General features: G+C 69.7%; 17 protein-coding genes. 11 read left to right on the top strand and 6 right to left on the bottom strand.

Features of this window, described 5'->3' with window-relative positions; all coding sequences use genetic code 11:
• Nucleotides 1-62 precede the first annotated feature (62 nt).
• Complete coding sequence (locus tag ABZ842_RS28285) at nucleotides 63-740, top strand: alpha/beta fold hydrolase (protein WP_361542584.1); 678 nt, start codon at nucleotides 63-65, stop codon at nucleotides 738-740.
• A 4-nt stretch (nucleotides 741-744) separates the two neighbouring features.
• Here ABZ842_RS28285 and ABZ842_RS28280 read toward each other — a convergent pair whose 3' ends face one another.
• The gene (locus tag ABZ842_RS28280) at nucleotides 745-1944 is read right to left on the bottom strand and encodes a Bcr/CflA family efflux MFS transporter (RefSeq protein WP_361542581.1); all 1200 of its coding nucleotides are present in this window, start codon (nucleotides 1942-1944) and stop codon (nucleotides 745-747) included.
• A 257-nt stretch (nucleotides 1945-2201) separates the two neighbouring features.
• Entirely contained in the window at nucleotides 2202-3398 is a 1197-nt protein-coding gene (gene nadA, locus ABZ842_RS28275) for a quinolinate synthase NadA (protein WP_361542578.1), read from the bottom strand.
• A 270-nt stretch (nucleotides 3399-3668) separates the two neighbouring features.
• On the opposite strand from nadA, the gene ABZ842_RS28270 reads away from it, so the two are divergent.
• Nucleotides 3669-4025 carry an iron-sulfur cluster assembly accessory protein gene (locus ABZ842_RS28270; RefSeq protein ID WP_361542575.1) on the top strand — a complete coding sequence of 119 codons (357 nt, stop codon included), beginning with the start codon at nucleotides 3669-3671 and terminating at the stop codon, nucleotides 4023-4025.
• Between the two features lie 102 nt (nucleotides 4026-4127).
• Here ABZ842_RS28270 and ABZ842_RS28265 read toward each other — a convergent pair whose 3' ends face one another.
• Together ABZ842_RS28265 and ABZ842_RS28260 are read right to left on the bottom strand one after the other, a co-directional pair.
• Nucleotides 4128-5630, bottom strand: coding sequence for a hypothetical protein (locus tag ABZ842_RS28265; RefSeq protein ID WP_361542573.1), 1503 nt, complete (start codon nucleotides 5628-5630; stop codon nucleotides 4128-4130).
• Between the two features lie 94 nt (nucleotides 5631-5724).
• A complete protein-coding gene (locus ABZ842_RS28260) occupies nucleotides 5725-5925 on the bottom strand; it encodes a hypothetical protein (protein ID WP_361542570.1) in 201 nt (66 codons plus the stop codon).
• Nucleotides 5926-6054: 129 nt separating this feature from the next.
• Between ABZ842_RS28260 and ABZ842_RS28255 the strand changes: the two genes are divergently transcribed.
• The gene (locus tag ABZ842_RS28255; protein WP_361542567.1) at nucleotides 6055-7026 is read left to right on the top strand and encodes a carbohydrate kinase family protein; all 972 of its coding nucleotides are present in this window, start codon (nucleotides 6055-6057) and stop codon (nucleotides 7024-7026) included.
• A gap of 276 nt (nucleotides 7027-7302) precedes the next feature.
• On the opposite strand, the gene ABZ842_RS28250 is transcribed toward ABZ842_RS28255, so the two are convergent.
• Complete coding sequence (locus ABZ842_RS28250; protein WP_361542565.1) at nucleotides 7303-8670, bottom strand: aminotransferase class V-fold PLP-dependent enzyme; 1368 nt, start codon at nucleotides 8668-8670, stop codon at nucleotides 7303-7305.
• A gap of 446 nt (nucleotides 8671-9116) precedes the next feature.
• Here ABZ842_RS28250 and coxB point away from each other — a divergent pair, with 446 nt between their 5' ends.
• The 4 genes from coxB (at nucleotide 9117) to ABZ842_RS28230 (ending at nucleotide 13557) form a co-directional block, all read left to right on the top strand.
• Nucleotides 9117-10043, top strand: coding sequence for a cytochrome c oxidase subunit II (coxB, locus tag ABZ842_RS28245; protein WP_361542628.1), 927 nt, complete (start codon nucleotides 9117-9119; stop codon nucleotides 10041-10043).
• Nucleotides 10040-11764 (top strand): cytochrome c oxidase subunit I, encoded by a 1725-nt coding sequence (ctaD, locus tag ABZ842_RS28240; protein WP_361542562.1) that lies wholly within the window; start codon nucleotides 10040-10042, stop codon nucleotides 11762-11764. The genes coxB and ctaD overlap by 4 nt, the downstream gene beginning before the upstream one ends.
• On the top strand, nucleotides 11761-12159 hold the full coding sequence (locus ABZ842_RS28235; protein WP_361542559.1) for a cytochrome c oxidase subunit 4: 399 nt from the start codon (nucleotides 11761-11763) through the stop codon (nucleotides 12157-12159). The genes ctaD and ABZ842_RS28235 overlap by 4 nt, the downstream gene beginning before the upstream one ends.
• A 144-nt stretch (nucleotides 12160-12303) precedes the next feature.
• Nucleotides 12304-13557, top strand: coding sequence for an Ig-like domain-containing protein (locus ABZ842_RS28230; RefSeq protein WP_361542556.1), 1254 nt, complete (start codon nucleotides 12304-12306; stop codon nucleotides 13555-13557).
• Nucleotides 13558-13660: 103 nt separating this feature from the next.
• On the opposite strand, the gene ABZ842_RS28225 is transcribed toward ABZ842_RS28230, so the two are convergent.
• The gene (locus ABZ842_RS28225) at nucleotides 13661-14062 is read right to left on the bottom strand and encodes a hypothetical protein (RefSeq protein WP_361542549.1); all 402 of its coding nucleotides are present in this window, start codon (nucleotides 14060-14062) and stop codon (nucleotides 13661-13663) included.
• A gap of 201 nt (nucleotides 14063-14263) precedes the next feature.
• On the opposite strand from ABZ842_RS28225, the gene ABZ842_RS28220 reads away from it, so the two are divergent.
• The 4 genes from ABZ842_RS28220 (at nucleotide 14264) to ABZ842_RS28205 (ending at nucleotide 18533) form a co-directional block, all read left to right on the top strand.
• Entirely contained in the window at nucleotides 14264-14881 is a 618-nt protein-coding gene (locus ABZ842_RS28220) for a heme-copper oxidase subunit III (protein WP_361542546.1), read from the top strand.
• A gap of 99 nt (nucleotides 14882-14980) precedes the next feature.
• Complete coding sequence (locus ABZ842_RS28215; RefSeq protein ID WP_361542543.1) at nucleotides 14981-15790, top strand: c-type cytochrome; 810 nt, start codon at nucleotides 14981-14983, stop codon at nucleotides 15788-15790.
• Nucleotides 15787-16860, top strand: a complete 1074-nt coding sequence (locus ABZ842_RS28210) for a Rieske 2Fe-2S domain-containing protein (RefSeq protein ID WP_361542540.1) — start codon at nucleotides 15787-15789, stop codon at nucleotides 16858-16860. Before ABZ842_RS28215 ends, ABZ842_RS28210 begins: the two co-directional genes overlap by 4 nt.
• Entirely contained in the window at nucleotides 16857-18533 is a 1677-nt protein-coding gene (locus ABZ842_RS28205) for a cytochrome bc complex cytochrome b subunit (RefSeq protein ID WP_361542537.1), read from the top strand. The genes ABZ842_RS28210 and ABZ842_RS28205 overlap by 4 nt, the downstream gene beginning before the upstream one ends.
• Nucleotides 18534-18600 lie beyond the last annotated feature (67 nt).

Here is an 18600-nt window from a genome sequence, read left to right as displayed (position 1 = left end):
CTCGACCGACCTACCAGGCGAAAGTGCCACAAATCGGGGCGGTCTTCCGTCACGATGTGACCATGACGGAGTACGTGCTCATCCCCGGTGCCGACGGCCGCGCCTGGTACTGGCACCGTGTCGTGCCGGAGTTGAGGGCCCGGGGGCACGAGGCCATCGCCGTCGACCTCCCGGAGGACAACACCGCCGACCTCGCCGCGTACACGGACGCGGTCATCGACCAACTCGACGCCGCGCCCGGCCGGCTCGTGGTGGTGGCGCAGTCGCTCGCCGGCTTCATCGCGCCCCTGGTGTGCCAGCGCATCCCGGTCGAGCGGCTGATCCTGGTGAACGCGATGGTGCCGGCGCCCGGCGAGAGCGCGGGGGAGTGGTGGGGCAACACGGGCCACCCCCAGGCGCGCCGGGCCTCCGCGCTGCGCGACGGGCGCGACCCGGACGCCGCCTTCGATCCGCTGGTGGACTTCTTCCACGACGTACCGCCGGAGATCACCTCAGAGGCGCTGGCGATCGGTCCGCCCGGCGGGCCGTCGGAGGCCCTCTTCGCCGATCCGTGGCCGCTGTCCGGCTGGCCCGACGTCCCCACGCGCTTCCTCCAGGGCCGGGACGACCGCTTCTTCCCGCTGGAGTTCCAGCGCCGGGTGGTCGCCGAACGCCTGGGCGTGCCGGTGGAGCCGCTGCCCGGCGGCCACCTGGTCGCCCTGGCCCGCCCCGAGCAACTGACGGACTGGATCTGCGGCTGACCGCTCATCGGGCGGGCACCGGGGTGGATGCGGAGCGGGCGGCGCGGGACGCCGCGTACCGCGCCGAGACGAGGGCGGCGGCCGAACACAGCGTCATCCCCAGCACCAGCGGCCCCACCGCGTCCGCCCCGGCCAGCCCCATCAGCGGCGCGACCAGCGCGCCCAACGAGCTCTGGGCCGTACCGAGCAGCGCGGAGGCCGTGCCGCTCGCGGCCGGGACCCGGGCGAGCGCGAGCGCCGCGGAGTTCGACGCGGTGCACCCGAGCCCCGCGCACACCAGCGCCAGCAGCGGCAGCGCGAGGTGCAGCGACAGCGCACCGGCGCCCGCGGCGAGCAGCAGCCCGCAGGACCCGGCGAGCATCAGCCGCAGTCCGGTCCGCAACAGCCCCACCGCACCCACCCGCCCCACCAGCCGCGCGGAGAGCAGGGCGGCCAGCGTCGTCACCACCGCGCCCGACGAGAAGGCCACCGACGACGCGCCCACGCCCATCCCCAGGACGGACTGGAAGAGGAACGGCGAGCCGGCGACGTAGCAGAACAGCGTGCCGAAGCCGAAGGTGAACGCGCCCGAGTAGCCGAGGTAGGGGCCGTCGGCCACGGTCGTGCGCACGGAGTGGACGAACGGCGCGAGACCGCCCGCGACCCGCCGCTGCTCGGGCAGGCTCTCCGGCACGCCGACGACCACGCCCGCGGTGACGACGGCCGAGACCGCCGCCAGCACCCAGAAGACGCTGCGCCACCCGGCCGCTTCGATCACCGCGCCGCCCGCGACCGGTGCGACGACCGGTGCGATGCCGCCCAGGGTGACGAGCAACCCCAGTAGCCGGGCGGCCCGGGCGCCGTCGGTCACGTCGGTGACCACGGCGCGCCCGACGACGATCCCGGCGGCCCCGCCGAAGCCGGCCGCGAACCGCAGGGCGACCAGCCACTCCAGCGTCGGCGCCAGCGCGCACAGCGCGGTCGCCGCGGTGCACGCCACCGCCCCGGCGAGCAGCGGTCCGCGCCGCCCGAAGCGATCGGACAGCGGCCCGAACACCAGGTGTCCGAGGGTCATGCCGACCAGGAACGCGGTCAGGGTGAGCTGCACTCCCGACGCGTCGGTGCCCAACTCCTGCGCCATGCGCGGGAAGGCGGGCAGATACATGTCGGTCGACAGCGGACCGATGACGCACAGCAGCGCGAGCGCGCCGGTCAACAAGGGCATGGCGAGTGGCCTCCGCACCAGGAGCCGAGAATCCGGGAAGGGTGGTGGGGGAGGGGAAGTGCTCCGGAAGTCCGGAAGGAGGCCACCGCAGGGCGGAGCGGGGCACGTACGGCCCCGGTCGGGAACGCTCCGGTGGGAGAAGCGCGCGCGAAGGCGCGACGCGACGAACGCTAACCGATCAGTCGACGCACCGAAAGGGGGGCGCCCCGGTCGTGATGACCGGGGCGCCCCCCTTCGTTCCGAGAACCGGGCGGGCCCTACGGCAGCGCGAGCATCCGCTCCAGCGCCAGCTTCGCGTGGCCCTCGGTCTCCGCGTCCACCTGGATGCGGTTGACCAGCTTGCCCTCGGCCAGCGACTCCAGCGCCCACACCAGGTGGGGCAGGTCGATGCGGTTCATCGTCGAGCAGAAGCAGACCGTCTTGTCGAGGAAGACGACCTCTTTGTCCGGGTGGGCGGCGGCGACCCGGCGCACCAGGTTCAGCTCGGTGCCGATCGCCCACTTGGAGCCGGCGGGAGCCGCGTCCAGCGTCTTGATGATGTACTCGGTGGAGCCGACGTAGTCGGCCGCGGCCACCACCTCGTGCTTGCACTCGGGGTGCACCAGCACGTTCACCCCGGGGATCCGCGCGCGGACGTCCTCGACGGACTCCAGCGAGAAGCGGCCGTGCACCGAGCAGTGGCCCCGCCACAGGATCATCTTGGCCGCGCGCAGTTGTTCGGCGGTCAGCCCGCCGTTCGGCTTGTGCGGGTTGTAGACCACGCAGTCGTCGAGCGACAGCCCCATGTCCCGTACGGCGGTGTTCCGGCCGAGGTGCTGGTCGGGCAGGAAGAGCACCTGCTCGCCCTGCTCGAACGCCCACTCCAGCGCGCGCCGCGCGTTGGAGGAGGTGCAGATGGTGCCGCCGTGCTTGCCGGTGAACGCCTTGATGTCCGCCGAGGAGTTCATGTACGAGACGGGCACGACCCGGTCGGCTATGCCCGCGTCGGTCAGCACGTCCCAGCACTCCGCGACCTGTTCGGCGGTCGCCATGTCGGCCATCGAGCAGCCGGCCGCCAGGTCCGGCAGCACGACCTTCTGGTCGTCGGAGGTGAGGATGTCGGCGGACTCGGCCATGAAGTGCACGCCGCAGAAGACGATGTACTCGGCCTCGGGTCGGGCCGCCGCGTCCTTGGCCAGCTTGAAGGAGTCGCCGGTGACGTCCGCGAACTGGATGACCTCGTCGCGCTGGTAGTGGTGGCCCAGCACGAAGACCTTGTCGCCGAGTTTCTCCTTGGCGGCGCGTGCGCGCTCCACCAGGTCCGGGTCGGACGGGGACGGCAGCTCGCCTGGACACTCCACGCCGCGCTCGCTCCTCGGGTCGGCCTCCCGGCCGAGCAGCAGCAGCGCGAGGGGCGTCGGCTGTACGTCGAGCGTGGTGCTCGCCGCGTCCGTACGGGCTTGGGCGGTGGTCACGTCACACACCCTTTCTCTTTCTGCACAGACCTTTTCGTCTGATTGACACTATCTATCATAACCGCTTCGCGTCACTTTGACGATGGCCATAGCGTCGATGTGACGCACCCCCGGTTCCGCCCGTTGCTCCCGGCGGCGGTGTGCGAGCATGAAGGAAGTAGGTCCGGACCGGAATGAATCCGCGGCCACGCCGGTTGCAATGTCGGCAAGCAGTCTCCGTACTTCGCCCTGCCCCTGGCGGGGGAACCCATCCCGGGAGTGATGAAGCAGATGTCCGTATCGGACGAGACCCAGACCGTGAGCGACGGCATCCTCCTGTCCGACGCCGCCGCGGCCAAGGTGAAGGCCCTGCTCGACCAGGAGGGCCGCGATGACCTGGCGCTGCGCGTCGCCGTCCAGCCCGGCGGCTGCTCCGGCCTGCGCTACCAGCTCTTCTTCGACGAGCGCTCCCTCGACGGCGACGTCGTCAAGGAGTTCGACGGCGTGAAGGTCGTCACCGACCGGATGAGCGCTCCCTACCTGGGCGGCGCCTCCATCGACTTCGTCGACACCATCGAGAAGCAGGGCTTCACCATCGACAACCCGAACGCCACGGGCTCCTGCGCCTGCGGCGACTCCTTCAACTAGAGCGGTCGCCCCCATGCGGGGCGGTGCACGCCGAAGGCGGCGGTCCCTTCCGGGGCCGCCGCCTTCGGCGTTCCTGCGCGTCGGCCGCGGAAGCGCCGCGGGTCAGCCGCGGGGGACCGGCAGTCCGGACGCCTCGTCGACCACCTCGCGGTCGCCGAGCGGACGGTCGAGGGTGACCCGGACGGTCTGCTCCTTGGCCACCTGGATGCACACCCGGCCCGAATCCTGCGGGCCGGCCGTGACCGTCACCCGTACCTGGTCGCCCTTCTCGACGGCCTTCGCCGTGTACGGGGTGCAGACCCCGCCCATGAACGTGACCGTCATCGTCCGCCCGTCCCGGTCCGTGCGGTACGACTGGACCATCGAGTGGCCCCGCGGCTCCTTCGGCGGTTGTTCCACCGGCTCCTGCGACGCCTCGGGGGCCGGGCCCGCCACCGTCAGGTACTTCGGCTCGACGGCGACGTACGGCAGCGTGGACACCGGCTTGCGCGCGCCCTCGGGCGCGACCCCGAAGAGCCACGTCGGTACGAGGTCGGCGCCGTTCGGCTGCCGCACCGCGCTCAGGCCCAGCACCGTGCCCCGCACCTCCAGCCGCTGCGGCGGCGCGAACTGCGCGGGCGGGCACTCGGCGCTGCCGCCCTGGGCGCGCTTGCCCGCCAACGGCACGGCTGTCGCACAGGCGGACACGCCGCAGGGGTCCGCGGGGTCGGGCGGCCCCTGCGTCTGCGGCCCGCACTTCTTGCCGTCCTTCGGGGCCGGCGCCGCGTCGTTCTGCTCGTTCGCCTGCTTCAGTGCGGCAGCGGCGCTCAGCAGCGGATAGCTTTCGCCCTCGGTCGGCCTGCTCAGCCAGCCGCTCGCGGACGTCACGCCGCCGTCGGCCCCGACCTCCACGCGGGTCGTCCAGCCGTACGTCGGCAGCCCGCCGACCACCGGATCGGCGACCACCGTCCGGCTCGCCCCCAAGGTCTCGTCGGCATCCACCGCGGCGCCCTGCTGACCCACCGCCTTGAGCAGCGGCGCCGCGGCGTCCTTCGCCCGCTTCTCGCTGACCGGGTCGATCGTGATGCCCTGCGGGGGCGCGACGCTCCCGCCGCAGGTGAGCCCCTTGCCGCAGTCGTCCGAGCCCTTGCGCACACCGGCCGCGGAGTACGTCCACTGACCCGGTGCGGTCGGCTCGACCCGTAGCGACGCGTTCTCCTCGGAGCCGACGAGCCAGGAGCCAGCGGCCTTGCGCGGCGCGTCCTTCAGACCGAGCGCCCGCGCCAGCGCCGTCACGTCCTGCGAGGTCGGCGCGGCGCCCGCCCGGTACGCCGGGGCCTTTGCCGGCCCCTTCGGCAGCGCGTCCGCGTCCGCGCGCAGCTCCAGCAGACCGCCGCCCGCCCCGTCCGTACCCGGTGGCGGCACCGTCTGGTGCACCGGCAGCTTGGGCAGGTCGCCGCCGTGCGACCGGCCCGTCCGCTCCGCGTCGCCGCCCTGCCCCGAGTCCGCCGCGACCAGGTACGCGCCGCCGCCCGCGCCGGCCACCAGCGCCGCCGCCACCAGTGAGATCAGCCAGGGGGAACGCCTGCGCGCCCCCTCGCTCCGCGTGCCGTCCGTGTCGCCCACCGCTTCGCCCCCTGCTCCGTCGAATCCGTCGGTGGGACGGAACAAGGGCGCGCCCGGTTCCCGCCGGGGGCTTCGACGACTTCAGTGGACGACTTCAGTAGTCGAGCATCCTCCAGGCCAACCGCGCCGAGGTCGCCGGCACCACCACCCCGTGGATGTGGGACGGCGGAACGGGCCGCGGAGCGTCCTTCGCGGGCGGGGCCCAGTGCGGGGCCATCCGGGCGCAGTCGCCGCGCAGCTCGTCCAGGGTGAACTCGGCCTCACGGGTCGCCCGAGAAGCGCTCGAAGTCTTCATATCCGCACGGTATGCGCCAAACAGGACCCGATAAAGGTCTACTATCGAGTAGTTTGTACCCTTCGGTCCGCGATCAGGACCGGGTAGCGTTAGGCGTCAACTCCACCCCGCCACAGGAGCGCATACGCCGTGCGAATCGCAGTCACCGGCTCCATCGCAACCGACCACCTGATGACCTTTCCCGGTCGTTTCGCAGACCAGCTCGTCGCTGACCAGTTGCACACGGTCTCCCTCTCCTTCTTGGTCGACAGCCTCAACGTGCGCAGGGGCGGTGTCGGCGCGAACATCTGCTTCGGCATGGGCCAGCTGGGCACCCGACCCGTACTCGTCGGCGCGGCCGGCGCCGACTTCGACGAGTACCGCGCCTGGCTCGACCGCCACGGCGTCGACACCGAGTCCGTACGGATCTCGGAGGTGCTGCACACCGCCCGCTTCGTCTGCACGACGGACGCCGACCACAACCAGATCGGCTCCTTCTACACGGGCGCGATGAGCGAGGCCCGTCTGATCGAACTGAAGTCCGTCGCGGACCGCGTCGGCGGCCTCGACCTCGTCCTCATCGGCGCGGACGACCCCGAGGCGATGCTCCGCCACACCGAGGAGTGCCGCTCCCGCGGGATCCCCTTCGCGGCCGACTTCTCCCAGCAGATCGCCCGGATGGCCGGCGACGAGATCCGCATACTGCTGGACGGCGCGGCGTACCTCTTCTCCAACGAGTACGAGAAGGGCCTCATCGAGTCCAAGACCGGCTGGAGCGACGAGGAGATCCTCAGCCGCGTCGGCCACCGCGTCACCACGCTCGGCGCGCGCGGCGTGCGCATCGAGCGTGCGGGCGAGGACCCGATCGAGGTCGGCTGCGCGGAGGAGGAGGCGAAGGTCGACCCCACGGGCGTCGGCGACGCGTTCCGCGCGGGCTTCCTGTCCGGGCTGTCGTGGGGCGTCGGGCTGGAGCGGGCGGCGCAGGTGGGCTGCATGATCGCTACGCTGGTGATCGAGACGCTGGGCACGCAGGAGTACACGCTGCGGCGGGCGCACTTCATGGACCGCTTCACGAAGGCGTACGGCGAGGACGCGGCGACGGAGGTCCGCAAGCACCTGTAGCCGCGCCCCGGCACCCCTTCGCGGGGTGCCGCACCCTTCCTTGGGCGACCGCGCCGTTCCCCCGCGGGATGCGTTGGTCTCTGCGGGCTGTCTGTGGTTTGTCGCGCAGTTCCCCGCGCCCCTGTTTCGCTGCTGCCCGTCGTTCGTCTGCGGGCTGCTGTGGGCATTTAGGGGCGCGGGGAACTGCGCGACAAGCCACCCACCGGCCGGTAGAGACCAACGCATCCCGCAGGAACACGGCGGGTGGGTCACGGGCCCGCAAAGGCGCCGCCCGGGTCAGGTGGCGCGGCGGATCACGTACGCCGCGCCGTGCTCGCGCGCGCGCTCGCCCACGTACTCCTGGCCCCGCATCCCGCACCACGCCGGGATGTCCAGCCGCGCCGCCTCGTCGTCCGAGAGCACCGTGATCGTCGCGCCGATCGGAACCTCGTCGATCACCTTGGCCAGCTCGATCACGGGGATCGGGCACCGCTTGCCCAACGTGTCGAGGACCCGCTCCTCACTCATCGCGGAGACGGGCGACTCGATGCGGCCCCGCGTCGCCGCCACCACCCCCGGCAGCACCTCCAAGAAGCGGTCCACGTCCCCCTCCTGTGCACCGAACGGCAGCGACACCCGTACGTTGCCCTCGCTCAGCACCCCCATCGCCCGCAGCACGTGGCTCGGGGTCAGCGTGCTGGACGTGCACGACGAGCCCGACGAGACCGCGAAGCCCTCGCGGTCCAGCTCGTGCAGCAGGGTCTCCCCGTCGACGTAGAGGCAGGAGAAGGTGACCAGGTGCGGCAGCCGGTGCACCGGGTCGCCGACCACCTCGACGTCCGGCACCAGCTCGGGAACGCGGGTGCGGATGCGCTCCACCAGCGCCCGCAGCCGCCGCGCCTCGTCCGCCGCCTCCGCCCGCACCGCCCGCAGCGACGCCGCAGCCGCCACGATCGCGGGGATGTTCTCGAACCCCGCCGACCGCCCCGACTCGCGTTCGTCCGCGGGCTCCTGCGGTGCGAACCGCACCCCCTTGCGCACCGCGAGCAGCCCCACCCCGGCCGGCCCGCCCCACTTGTGCGCGCTCCCCGCCAGCAGGGACCAGTCGCCCTCGACCGGCCCGTACGCCAGCGACTGCGCCGCGTCCACCAGCAGCGGCACCCCGGCGGCCCGGCACACCGAGGCCACCTCCGCCACCGGGTGCTCCGTACCGGTCTCGTGGTTGGCGGACTGGAGGCAGGCCAGCGCCGCGCCCTCGCGCCCGGGGACCTGGTGGACCACCGCCTCGTACCCCGCGGCCGACGCCCGGCCGAGCCGGTCCACGGGCACCTCGTCCACCGTGAAGCGGCCCGCCGCCTGGAGCACGGAGGAGTGCTCCACCGCCGAGACGACCACCCGCTGCCCCACCCGCCGGCGCGCCGCGACCGCCCCGCTCACCGCGAGGTGGACCGCGCGCGTCCCCGAAGGAGTGAAGACGAGTTCGTCGGGACGGCACCCCACCGCCTCCGCCGCGGCCTCCCGCGCCGCGTCCAGGAGCAGCCGGGCCCGCCGCCCCTCCCGGTACAGCCGGGCCGGGTCGGCCCAGCCCTCGTCGAGGGCGGCTTGCAGCGCCTGGCGGGCCACGGGGTGCAGGGGAGCCGAGGATGCGGCGTCGAAGTAGGGCACGCCTTCAACGTAACCCCGCCCCTTCGAGGGGGCGTCAGATGCCTGCCGGAATCCAGCACTCCGCGGACGGCGCGCACTCGCCGCACCCCGCTTCGCGGGCGGGCCGAAAACCTGCCTCCCGCGCCCTGCGCACCACCCCTGACCCGCGGATTTGCGGCCGAAATGCGGCGGACATAGGGCGAAAAATCCTGGGGATTCCACCCCTTCAGGGGGTGGGACGGCGCGTTGGGCACCCTCCCCGCGCGACCCCAAATAGCGTCCAGTAGGGTTTGGTCCGCATAAACATCCAAACCCCAGCCCGCGTCAGGGCCGGCGACCGACCTGAGAGACGGCCGCACCCCGTCGCGCGGGCCTAAAGACTCTCGGGAAGGCGCTACGTGAGTCCCAACGGCTCCGACCTCCCCCGCAGCCAAGGCGCGGGTGGTACCCCCGTGTCGCGGCGCCCGATGCGGCGGAAGCTGCCGCAGGTGCTGACTGCGGGCCTGATCCTGGTTACCGCCACCGGTTGTGAATACACCTGGGAAGACTTCCCCCGCCTCGGCATGCCCACTCCGGTCACGGAAGAGGCGCCCATCATCCTCTCCCTCTGGCAGGGATCGTGGGCGGCGGCGCTCATCACGGGCGTCCTGGTCTGGGGCCTGATCCTGTGGAGCGTCTTCTTCCACCGGCGCAGCCGGACCAAGGTGGAGATCCCCCGGCAGACCCGGTACAACCTGCCGATCGAGGCGCTGTACACGGTGGTTCCGCTCATCGTCGTTTCAGTGTTCTTCTACTTCACCGCGCGTGACCAGTCGAAGATCCTCTCCCTGTCCGACAAGCCCCAGCACACCATCAACGTGGTGGGCTACCAGTGGAGCTGGGGCTTCAACTACATCGCGGACGTCCCCGGCTCGACGGGCGACGCCAAGACGGACAAGAACCTCAAGGCCATCCCGGACAAGTGGCTGAACGACCTGCCCGCGAACGCGGGCGGCGTCTGGGACGCCGGCATCCCCGGCACCCGCAACCCGCAGACCGGCAACCCGGGTCCGACCCTGGTGCTGCCCAAGGGGGAGAAGGTCCGCTTCGTCCTGACCTCCCGTGACGTGATCCACTCCTTCTGGGTGGTTCCCTTCCTCTTCAAGCAGGACGTGATCCCGGGCCACACCAACGCCTTCGAGGTGACCGCCACGCAGGAGGGCACCTTCCTCGGCAAGTGTGCCGAGCTCTGCGGCGTCGACCACTCCCGGATGCTGTTCAACGTCAAGGTCGTTTCTCCCGAGGACTACCAGAAGTACCTCAAGGAGCTGGCGGACAAGGGCCAGACCGGATACATCCCGGCGGGCATCGAGCAGTCGACCCCGGCCAAGAACGCGGAGAAGAAGCAACTGTGAGCATCCTCAACCAACCCCAGGGTGCCGCCGCGACGGACGACTCGTACGAGAACGAGCTACCGGTCCGGCGCAAGCAGCCCGGCAACGTCGTGGTGAAGTGGCTGACGACCACCGACCACAAGACGATCGGTACGCTCTACCTGATCACGTCGTTCGTGTTCTTCGTCATCGGTGGCCTCATGGCGCTCTTCATGCGCGCCGAGCTGGCCCGGCCGGGTACGCAGATCATGTCGAACGAGCAGTTCAACCAGGCGTTCACGATGCACGGCACGATCATGCTGCTGATGTTCGCGACGCCGCTGTTCGCCGGGTTCGCCAACTGGATCATGCCGCTGCAGATCGGCGCGCCCGACGTGGCGTTCCCGCGGCTGAACATGTTCGCGTACTGGCTGTACCTCTTCGGCTCGCTCATCGCGGTCGCCGGCTTCCTCACCCCGCAGGGCGCCGCCGACTTCGGTTGGTTCGCCTACTCCCCGCTGTCCGACGCGGTCCGCTCCCCGGGCGTCGGCGCGGACATGTGGATCATGGGTCTGGCGCTCTCCGGCTTCGGCACGATCCTCGGCTCGGTCAACTTCATCACCACCATCATCTGCATGCGCGCGCCCGGCATGACGATGTTCCGGATGCCGATCTTCACCTGGAACGTGCTGCTCACCGGTGTGCTGGTGCTGCTCGCCTTCCCGGTGCTGGCCGCCGCGCTCTTCGCGCTCGAAGCCGACCGCAAATTCGGTGCGCACATCTTCGACGCGGCCAACGGCGGCGCATTGCTGTGGCAACACCTCTTCTGGTTCTTCGGCCATCCAGAGGTGTACATCATCGCCTTGCCGTTCTTCGGCATCGTCTCGGAGATCATTCCGGTCTTCTCCCGCAAGCCGATGTTCGGCTACATGGGTCTGGTCGCCGCGACCATCGCCATCGCCGGTCTGTCGGTGACGGTGTGGGCGCACCACATGTACGTGACGGGCGGCGTGCTATTGCCGTTCTTCTCCTTCATGACCTTCCTGATCGCGGTACCGACCGGTGTGAAGTTCTTCAACTGGATCGGCACGATGTGGAAGGGCTCGCTGTCCTTCGAGACACCGATGCTCTGGACCATCGGCTTCCTGATCACCTTCACCTTCGGTGGTCTGACCGGTGTCATCCTGGCCTCGCCGCCGCTGGACTTCCACGTCTCCGACTCGTACTTCGTCGTCGCGCACTTCCACTACGTCGTCTTCGGCACCGTGGTCTTCGCGATGTTCGCCGGCTTCCACTTCTGGTGGCCGAAGTTCACGGGCAAGATGCTGGACGAGCGCCTGGGCAAGATCACCTTCTGGACGCTCTTCCTCGGCTTCCACGGCACCTTCCTGGTGCAGCACTGGCTCGGTGCGGAGGGCATGCCGCGCCGTTACGCGGACTACCTGGCCGCCGACGGCTTCACCGCCCTGAACACGATCTCCACGATCAGCTCCTTCGTCCTCGGCGCGTCGCTCCTGCCGTTCTTCTACAACGTCTGGAAGACCGCCAAGTACGGGAAGAAGATCGAGGTCGACGACCCGTGGGGCTACGGCCGTTCGCTCGAATGGGCGACGTCTTGCCCGCCGCCGCGGCACAACTTCCTCACCCTGCCGCGCATCCGTTCCGAATCGCCGGCGTTCGACCTCCACCACCCGGAGATCGCTGCCCTCGACCACCTGGACGACCACGCCGTCCTCACCACCGGGAAGGAGGCCGGCAAGTGAAGATCCAGGGAAGGATGTTCATCTGGCTCGCCGTCTTCATCCTCGCCGTAGCCATCCTCTACGGCGTGTGGTCGAAGGAGCCGGCCGGCACCACCGCGCTCTTCCTGGCCTTCGGCCTGAGCATCATGGTCGGCTACTACCTGGCCTTCACGGCCAAGCGGGTCGACGCGATGGCCCAGGACGACAAGGAGGCCGACGTCGCCGACGAGGCCGGCGAGCTGGGCTTCTTCGCCCCGCACAGCTGGCAGCCGCTCTTCCTCGGGTTCGGCGGCGCGCTCGCCTTCCTCTCGGTGGCGGTCGGCTGGTGGCTGATGTACTTCTCCGCCCCCATCATCCTCATGGGCATCTGGGGCTGGGTCTTCGAGTACTACCGCGGTGAGAACCAGAACCAGTAGCGGCGAACACCGCTAGGGCGTGTCGTCGCCCTGTCAACGGCACGCGCCGGGCCCGGGCCCCCCTTCACCCAAGGGGACCCGGGCCCGCCCCTTTTGCACGCATCCAGCGCGCCCTTCCGATGTGATCTTCATACCGTGGTCGGTATGAACCAGACGCCGCGCTCCCGCACCGTCCTCCGGTGCTCCCTGTTGCTCGTCTCCCTCGGGGCCGTCGCGATCGCGTGCGGCGAGGCCGGCCCCGACCCGATGACGACGAAGCCGTTCGACGCGGCCAAACAGGTCACGTTCAACACGCCCCGTGGCGGTGCCAAGGTCGACCCCGACAAGCCCCTGGAAGTCACCGTCAAGCGGGACGAGGGGCGGATCATGGACGTCTCCGTGGTCGACGGCACCGGCCACCACCTCGCCGGCGAACTCTCCGCCGACGGCGTCCGCTGGCGCTCCACCGGCGCCCTGTCCGCCGGCGCCAAGTACACCGCCAGGGTCTCCACGGAGGACGCCGAGGGCTCCCCGGGCACCCGTACGCTCACCTTCGCCACCTCCGCGGCCAAGCGGGAGCTGAGCGTGGAGTTCGGCCCGGAGGAGGGCGAGTACGGCGTCGGACAGCCGATCATCGCGGAGCTGAGCGCCCCGGTCGAGGGCAAGGCCGCCCGCGCCGCCGTCGAACGCGGACTCAAGGTCGACCTCAAGCCCGGCGCCGAGGGCGCCTGGCACTGGCTCAACGACGAGGTGCTGCACTACCGGCCCAAGGAGTTCTGGCCCGCCGGCGCCAAGGTCACCGTGAGCAACAACCTCCAGGGCGTGAAGATCGCCGACAAGCTCTACGGCGGCGCCCCCGGCAAGCCGCTCAAGATGACCATCGGCGACCGCATGGAGGCCATCACGGACGCCTCCTCGCACTGGATGACGGTGCTGCGCAACGGCGAGGTGATCAACACCATCCCGATCACCACCGGCAAGCCCGGCTTCTCCACCCGCAACGGCATCAAGGTGGTGCTCGGCCAGGAATACTTCGTACGCATGCGCGGATCCAGCGTCGGCATCGGCGGCTCCGAGGCGTACAACCTGCCCGTGTACTACGCCACCCGGGTCACCTGGAGCGGCGAGTACGTGCACGCCGCGCCCTGGTCCCTCAGCGACCACGGCAGCCGCAACGTCAGCCACGGCTGCACCGGGATGTCCACCTCCAACGCCGCCTGGTTCTACGAGACGTTCAAGGAGGGCGACATCGTCGAGGTCATCAACAGCATCGGCGAGGACATGGACCCCTTCGGCAACGGCTACGGCGACTGGAACCTGGACTGGACCGAGTGGCGCGACGGCAGCGCCCTGGTGGCCGACACCCGGCCCGACGGCAGCAGCGCCGCCGACTCCGCCCGGCTGCGTCCCCGGGTCTGACGCCGACGCCCGGCGGACAAGCCGCAGGGGCCGGTACGGGCGGCGCACACCGCCCGTACCGACCCCGTACGATCCTCGCGCCGGGAAGGCGCCCGAACGGCCCTCAGGCGTCCACGGACAGCCGGGAGCGCAGCAGCGCGGCGAGGGAAGCGGCGAACTCCACCGGCTCCACCGGCAGCGTCACGGCGGCCTCGGCGCGGCTCCAGGTGGCGAGCCAGGCGTCCTGCGGGCGCCCCATCAGCAGCAGCACGGGCGGGCAGTCGAACACCTCGTCCTTGATCTGCCGGCACACGCCCATGCCGCCCGCGGGGACGGTCTCCCCGTCCAGGACGCACACGTCGATGCCGCCCCGGTCGAGCCGGGCCAGCACGGCGGGCAGGGTGGCGCACTCGACGAACTCCACCGGTGGCAGATCGGCGGCGGGGCGGCGCCCGGCGGCCAGCCGCACCTGCTCGCGGGTGTTGGCGTCATCGCTGTAGACCAGCACGGTGGCGGTCGGCTGCATCGTTCCTCCGCGTCGTCGAACCGGGTGTGGACCGGCCTCGGCCGGTGTGGACCGGGTACTGATGGGGCGGATGCTACTCCGTCCGACTGTCGGTCAACACCGGTTCGAACGGTGCCCCGACGGGGCGAGGGCCCTGCTCGGGGCGGGCTGACACACCGAACGGCACCCCCCGGAGTGAGGGCGGGATAAGCGACCGACATAATGTCGGTCGTGGCGACAGCAACGACAGTAGATATCGGGCATGCGCACCCGCCGGTCAATCGACCGAACCTCACGAGCGTCGGAACCATCATCTGGCTGAGTTCCGAGCTGATGTTCTTCGCGGCTCTCTTCGCGATGTACTTCACCTTGCGTTCGGTGAAGGGTGCAAGCTTCTGGACCGAGAGGGCAGACCTTCTCAACTTTCCGTTCTCGGCGACGAACACCACGATCCTGGTGCTCTCCTCGCTCACCTGTCAGCTCGGCGTTTTCGCCGCCGAGCGCGGTGATGTGAAGAAGCTGCGGACGTGGTTCATCGTCACCTTCATCATGGGCGCGATCTTCATCGGCGGCCAGGTGTACGAGTACACCGAGCTGGTCCAGCACGGTCTCTCGCTGAGCTCCGACCCGTACGGTTCGGTGTTCTACCTGACGACCGGCTTCCACGGACTGCACGTGCTCGGCGGCCTCATCGCCTTCCTGCTGGTCCTCGGCCGCACCTACGCGGCTCGGCGGTTCACCCACGAGCAGGCGACCTCCGCCATCGTCGTGTCCTACTACTGGCACTTCGTCGATGTCGTCTGGATCGGCCTCTTCCTCACGATCTACATGATCAAGTAATGGGGCGGGCGCCCATCGCCGCCTGACGAACACAGACGCTGCCTAGTGCAGACACAGTCCAGAAGCACGACGCAGAAAATCCTGACACCGGGGTAATCCGTGAAAAAGCTCTCCGCACGACGACGCCATCCGCTGGCGGCGGTCGTCGTCCTACTCCTCGCGCTGGCGGCTACCGGGGGGCTGTACGCCGCGTTCGCGCCTGCGGACAAGGCACAGGCTGACGAAACCGCCCAGTCCCTCGCCATCGAGGAGGGCAAGAAGCTCTACACCGTCGGCTGCGCCAGCTGCCACGGAACCGGCGGTGAGGGAACGACTGACGGCCCGAGCCTGGTCGGCGTCGGCTCCGCAGCCGTCGACTTCCAGGTCGGCACCGGCCGCATGCCCGCGCAGCAGCCCGGCGCCCAGGCGCCGAAGAAGAAGGTCATCTACACCCAGGCTGAGATCGACCAGCTCGCGGCGTACGTCGCCTCGCTGGGCGCCGGTCCGATCACGCCGACCGAGAAGCAGTACAGCCCCACTGGCGCGGACGTCGCCAAGGGCGGCGACCTCTTCCGTAACAACTGTGCCCAGTGCCACAACTTCTCGGGCAAGGGCGGCGCGCTGACGGAGGGCAAGTACGCCCCGACCCTTGAGGGCGTCAGTGCCAAGCACATCTACGAGGCCATGCAGACCGGCCCGCAGAACATGCCCTCCTTCCCCGACGGGATCATGCCCGAGCAGGAGAAGCGCGACATCATCGCGTACGTCCGGGAGATGAACGACAGCCAGGCCGAAAGCCCGGGCGGTCTCTCCCTCGGCGCTCTCGGCCCCGTCACTGAGGGTCTCTTCGCCTGGGTCTTCGGGCTCGGCGCGCTGATCGCAGTTGCCGTCTGGGTCGCGGCCCACACCGCTAAGGCCAAGAAGTCATGAGTAGCCAAGACATTCCAGAAGAGAACCTGCCGTCGGAGCAGGGCGCCGCGCACGACGCGGCCGGTCACGGCTCGGCCGTGACCCCCCACGGGAACGACCCGTTCGCCGACCCGGGACTGCCGGCGCACAAGCCGCGCATCCAGGACATCGACGAGCGCGCCGCCAAGCGGTCCGAGCGCACCGTGGCGTTCTTGTTCACGCTGTCGATGCTGGCGACGGTGGGCTTCATCGCCTGCTACGTCATCTTCCCGATCGACAAGATCGTCTACATTTGGCCGTTCGGGCACATCAGCGCACTGAACTTCTCGCTCGGACTGACGCTCGGCGTCGCCCTCTTCTGCATCGGCGCGGGCGCGGTCCACTGGGCCCGCACCCTGATGTCCGACGTCGAGGTGGCCGACGACCGTCACCCGATCGAGGCGTCCCCCGAGGTCAAGGCCCAGGTCATGGCCGACTGGCGGGCGGGCAACGAGGAGTCCGGCTTCGGCCGCCGCAAGCTGATCCGCAACACGATGTTCGGTGCGATGGCGCTGGTGCCGCTCTCCGGCGTGGTGCTGCTGCGCGACCTCGGTCCGCTGCCGGAGAAGAAGCTCCGCAGCACCCTGTGGGCCAAGGGCAAGCAGCTCATCAACATGAACACCAACGAGCCGCTGCGTCCCGAGGACATCACGGTCGGCTCGCTGGTCTTCGCCAGCCCCGAGGGCCTCGACCCGCACGCGCACGACTGGCAGATCCAGATGGGCAAGGCCGCGCTGATGCTCGTCCGGATCAAGCCGGAGGACATCAAGGACAAGCGCGAGCTGGACTGGTCGCACGAGGGCATCGTGGCCTTCTCCAAGGTCTGCACCCACGTCGGCTGCCCGATCAGCCTCTACGAGCAGCAGACGCACCACGTGCTGTGCCCGTGTCACCAATCCACCTTCGACCTCTCCGACGGCGCCCGGGTCATCTTCGGCCCCGCGGGACACCCGCTTCCGCAGCTGCGGATCGGTGTCAACGCCGAGGGCAACCTCGAAGCGCTGGGCGACTTCGAAGAGCCCGTCGGTGCGTCCTTCTGGGAGCGCGGATGAGTACTACGACCGAGAACAAGCAGTCCGCGGAGCAGCGGAAGGCACCCGCGGGCGAGCGGGTCGCCGACTGGGCGGACGGCCGGCTGGGGATCTACTCCCTCGCCAAGGCCAACATGCGCAAGATCTTCCCGGACCACTGGTCCTTCATGCTCGGTGAGATCTGCCTCTACAGCTTCATCATCATCATCCTCACGGGTGTGTACCTGACGCTGTTCTTCAACCCCTCGATGAACGAGGTCGTCTACAACGGCAGCTACGTGCCCATGCAGGGCATCAAGGTGTCGGAGGCGTTCGCCTCGACGATGGACATCAGCTTCGACGTCCGCGGCGGTCTGCTGATCCGGCAGATCCACCACTGGGCCGCGCTGATCTTCGTCGCGGCGATGATGGTGCACATGATGCGCGTCTTCTTCACGGGCGCGTTCCGCAAGCCGCGCGAGGTCAACTGGCTGTTCGGCTTCCTGCTGCTCGTCCTGGGCATGTTCACCGGCTTCACCGGCTACTCCCTCCCGGACGACCTGATCTCCGGCACCGGTGTCCGCTTCATGCAGGGCGCGATCCTGTCCGTGCCGATCGTCGGCACGTACATCTCGATGTTCCTGTTCGGCGGCGAGTTCCCCGGCCACGACTTCGTGCCGCGGTTCTACTCGATCCACATCCTGCTGCTGCCCGGCATCATGATGGCGCTGCTGGTGGGCCACCTGATCCTCGTCGTTTACCACAAGCACACGCAGTACGCGGGTCCCGGCCGCACCAACAAGAACGTCGTCGGCATGCCGCTGCTGCCGGTCTACATGGCCAAGGCCGGAGGCTTCTTCTTCCTGGTCTTCGGCGTCATCGCGGTGGTCGCGGCGATCGCGACGCTCAACCCGGTCTGGTCGGTCGGTCCCTACCGCGTCGACCAGGTCTCCACGGGTGCGCAACCAGACTGGTACATGGGCTTCGCCGAGGGTCTGATCCGAGTGATGCCTGGCTGGGAGATCAACGCGTGGGGCCACACCCTGGCCCTGGGCGTCTTCATCCCGTTGGCGATCTTCCCGCTGGTGCTGGGCGCGATCGCGGTCTACCCGTTCATCGAGTCCTGGGTCACCGGCGACAAGCGCGAGCACCACATCCTGGACCGCCCGCGCAACGCCCCGACCCGCACCGCCTTCGGCGTCGCCTGGCTGTTCGCGTACTTCATCATGCTGGTGGGCGGTGGCAACGACATCTTCGCCACCCACTTCCACCTGTCGATCAACTCGATCACCTGGTTCGTCCGGATCTTCTTCTTCGTCGGTCCGGTGCTGGCCTTCATCATCACCAAGCGCATCTGCCTGGGCCTGCAGCGCCGGGACCGCGAGAAGGTGCTGCACGGACGCGAGTCCGGCATCATCAAGCGGCTGCCGCACGGTGAGTTCATCGAGGTCCACGAGCCGCTCAGCCAGGCGGACCTGCACACCCTCACCGCGCACGAGCAGCACCAGCCGCTCGAAGTCGGCCCCGAGGTCGACGAGAACGGCGTGCGCCGCAAGATCTCGCGGACGCAGAAGCTGCGCGCGAAGCTCAGCAAGGGCTACTACGGCGAGGGGAACCAGATCCCCAAGGCGACGCGCGAGGAGTACGAGGAGATCGCCGCGGCCCACGGTCACGGGCACGGCGAGCACGAGGAGGTCACCAGCGGCAAGCACTGACCGCTGAACCACCGTCGCCACGGTGAGAGCCCCGTCCACTGCCTGGACGGGGCTCTTCGCCGTTCCC

Source organism: Streptomyces sp. NPDC047315, from assembly GCF_040643215.1.
Taxonomy (GTDB): Bacteria; Actinomycetota; Actinomycetes; order Streptomycetales; family Streptomycetaceae; genus Streptomyces.
Note: the sequence above shows the minus strand (reverse complement) of the source record. Positions and strands in the feature narration are given on the sequence as shown.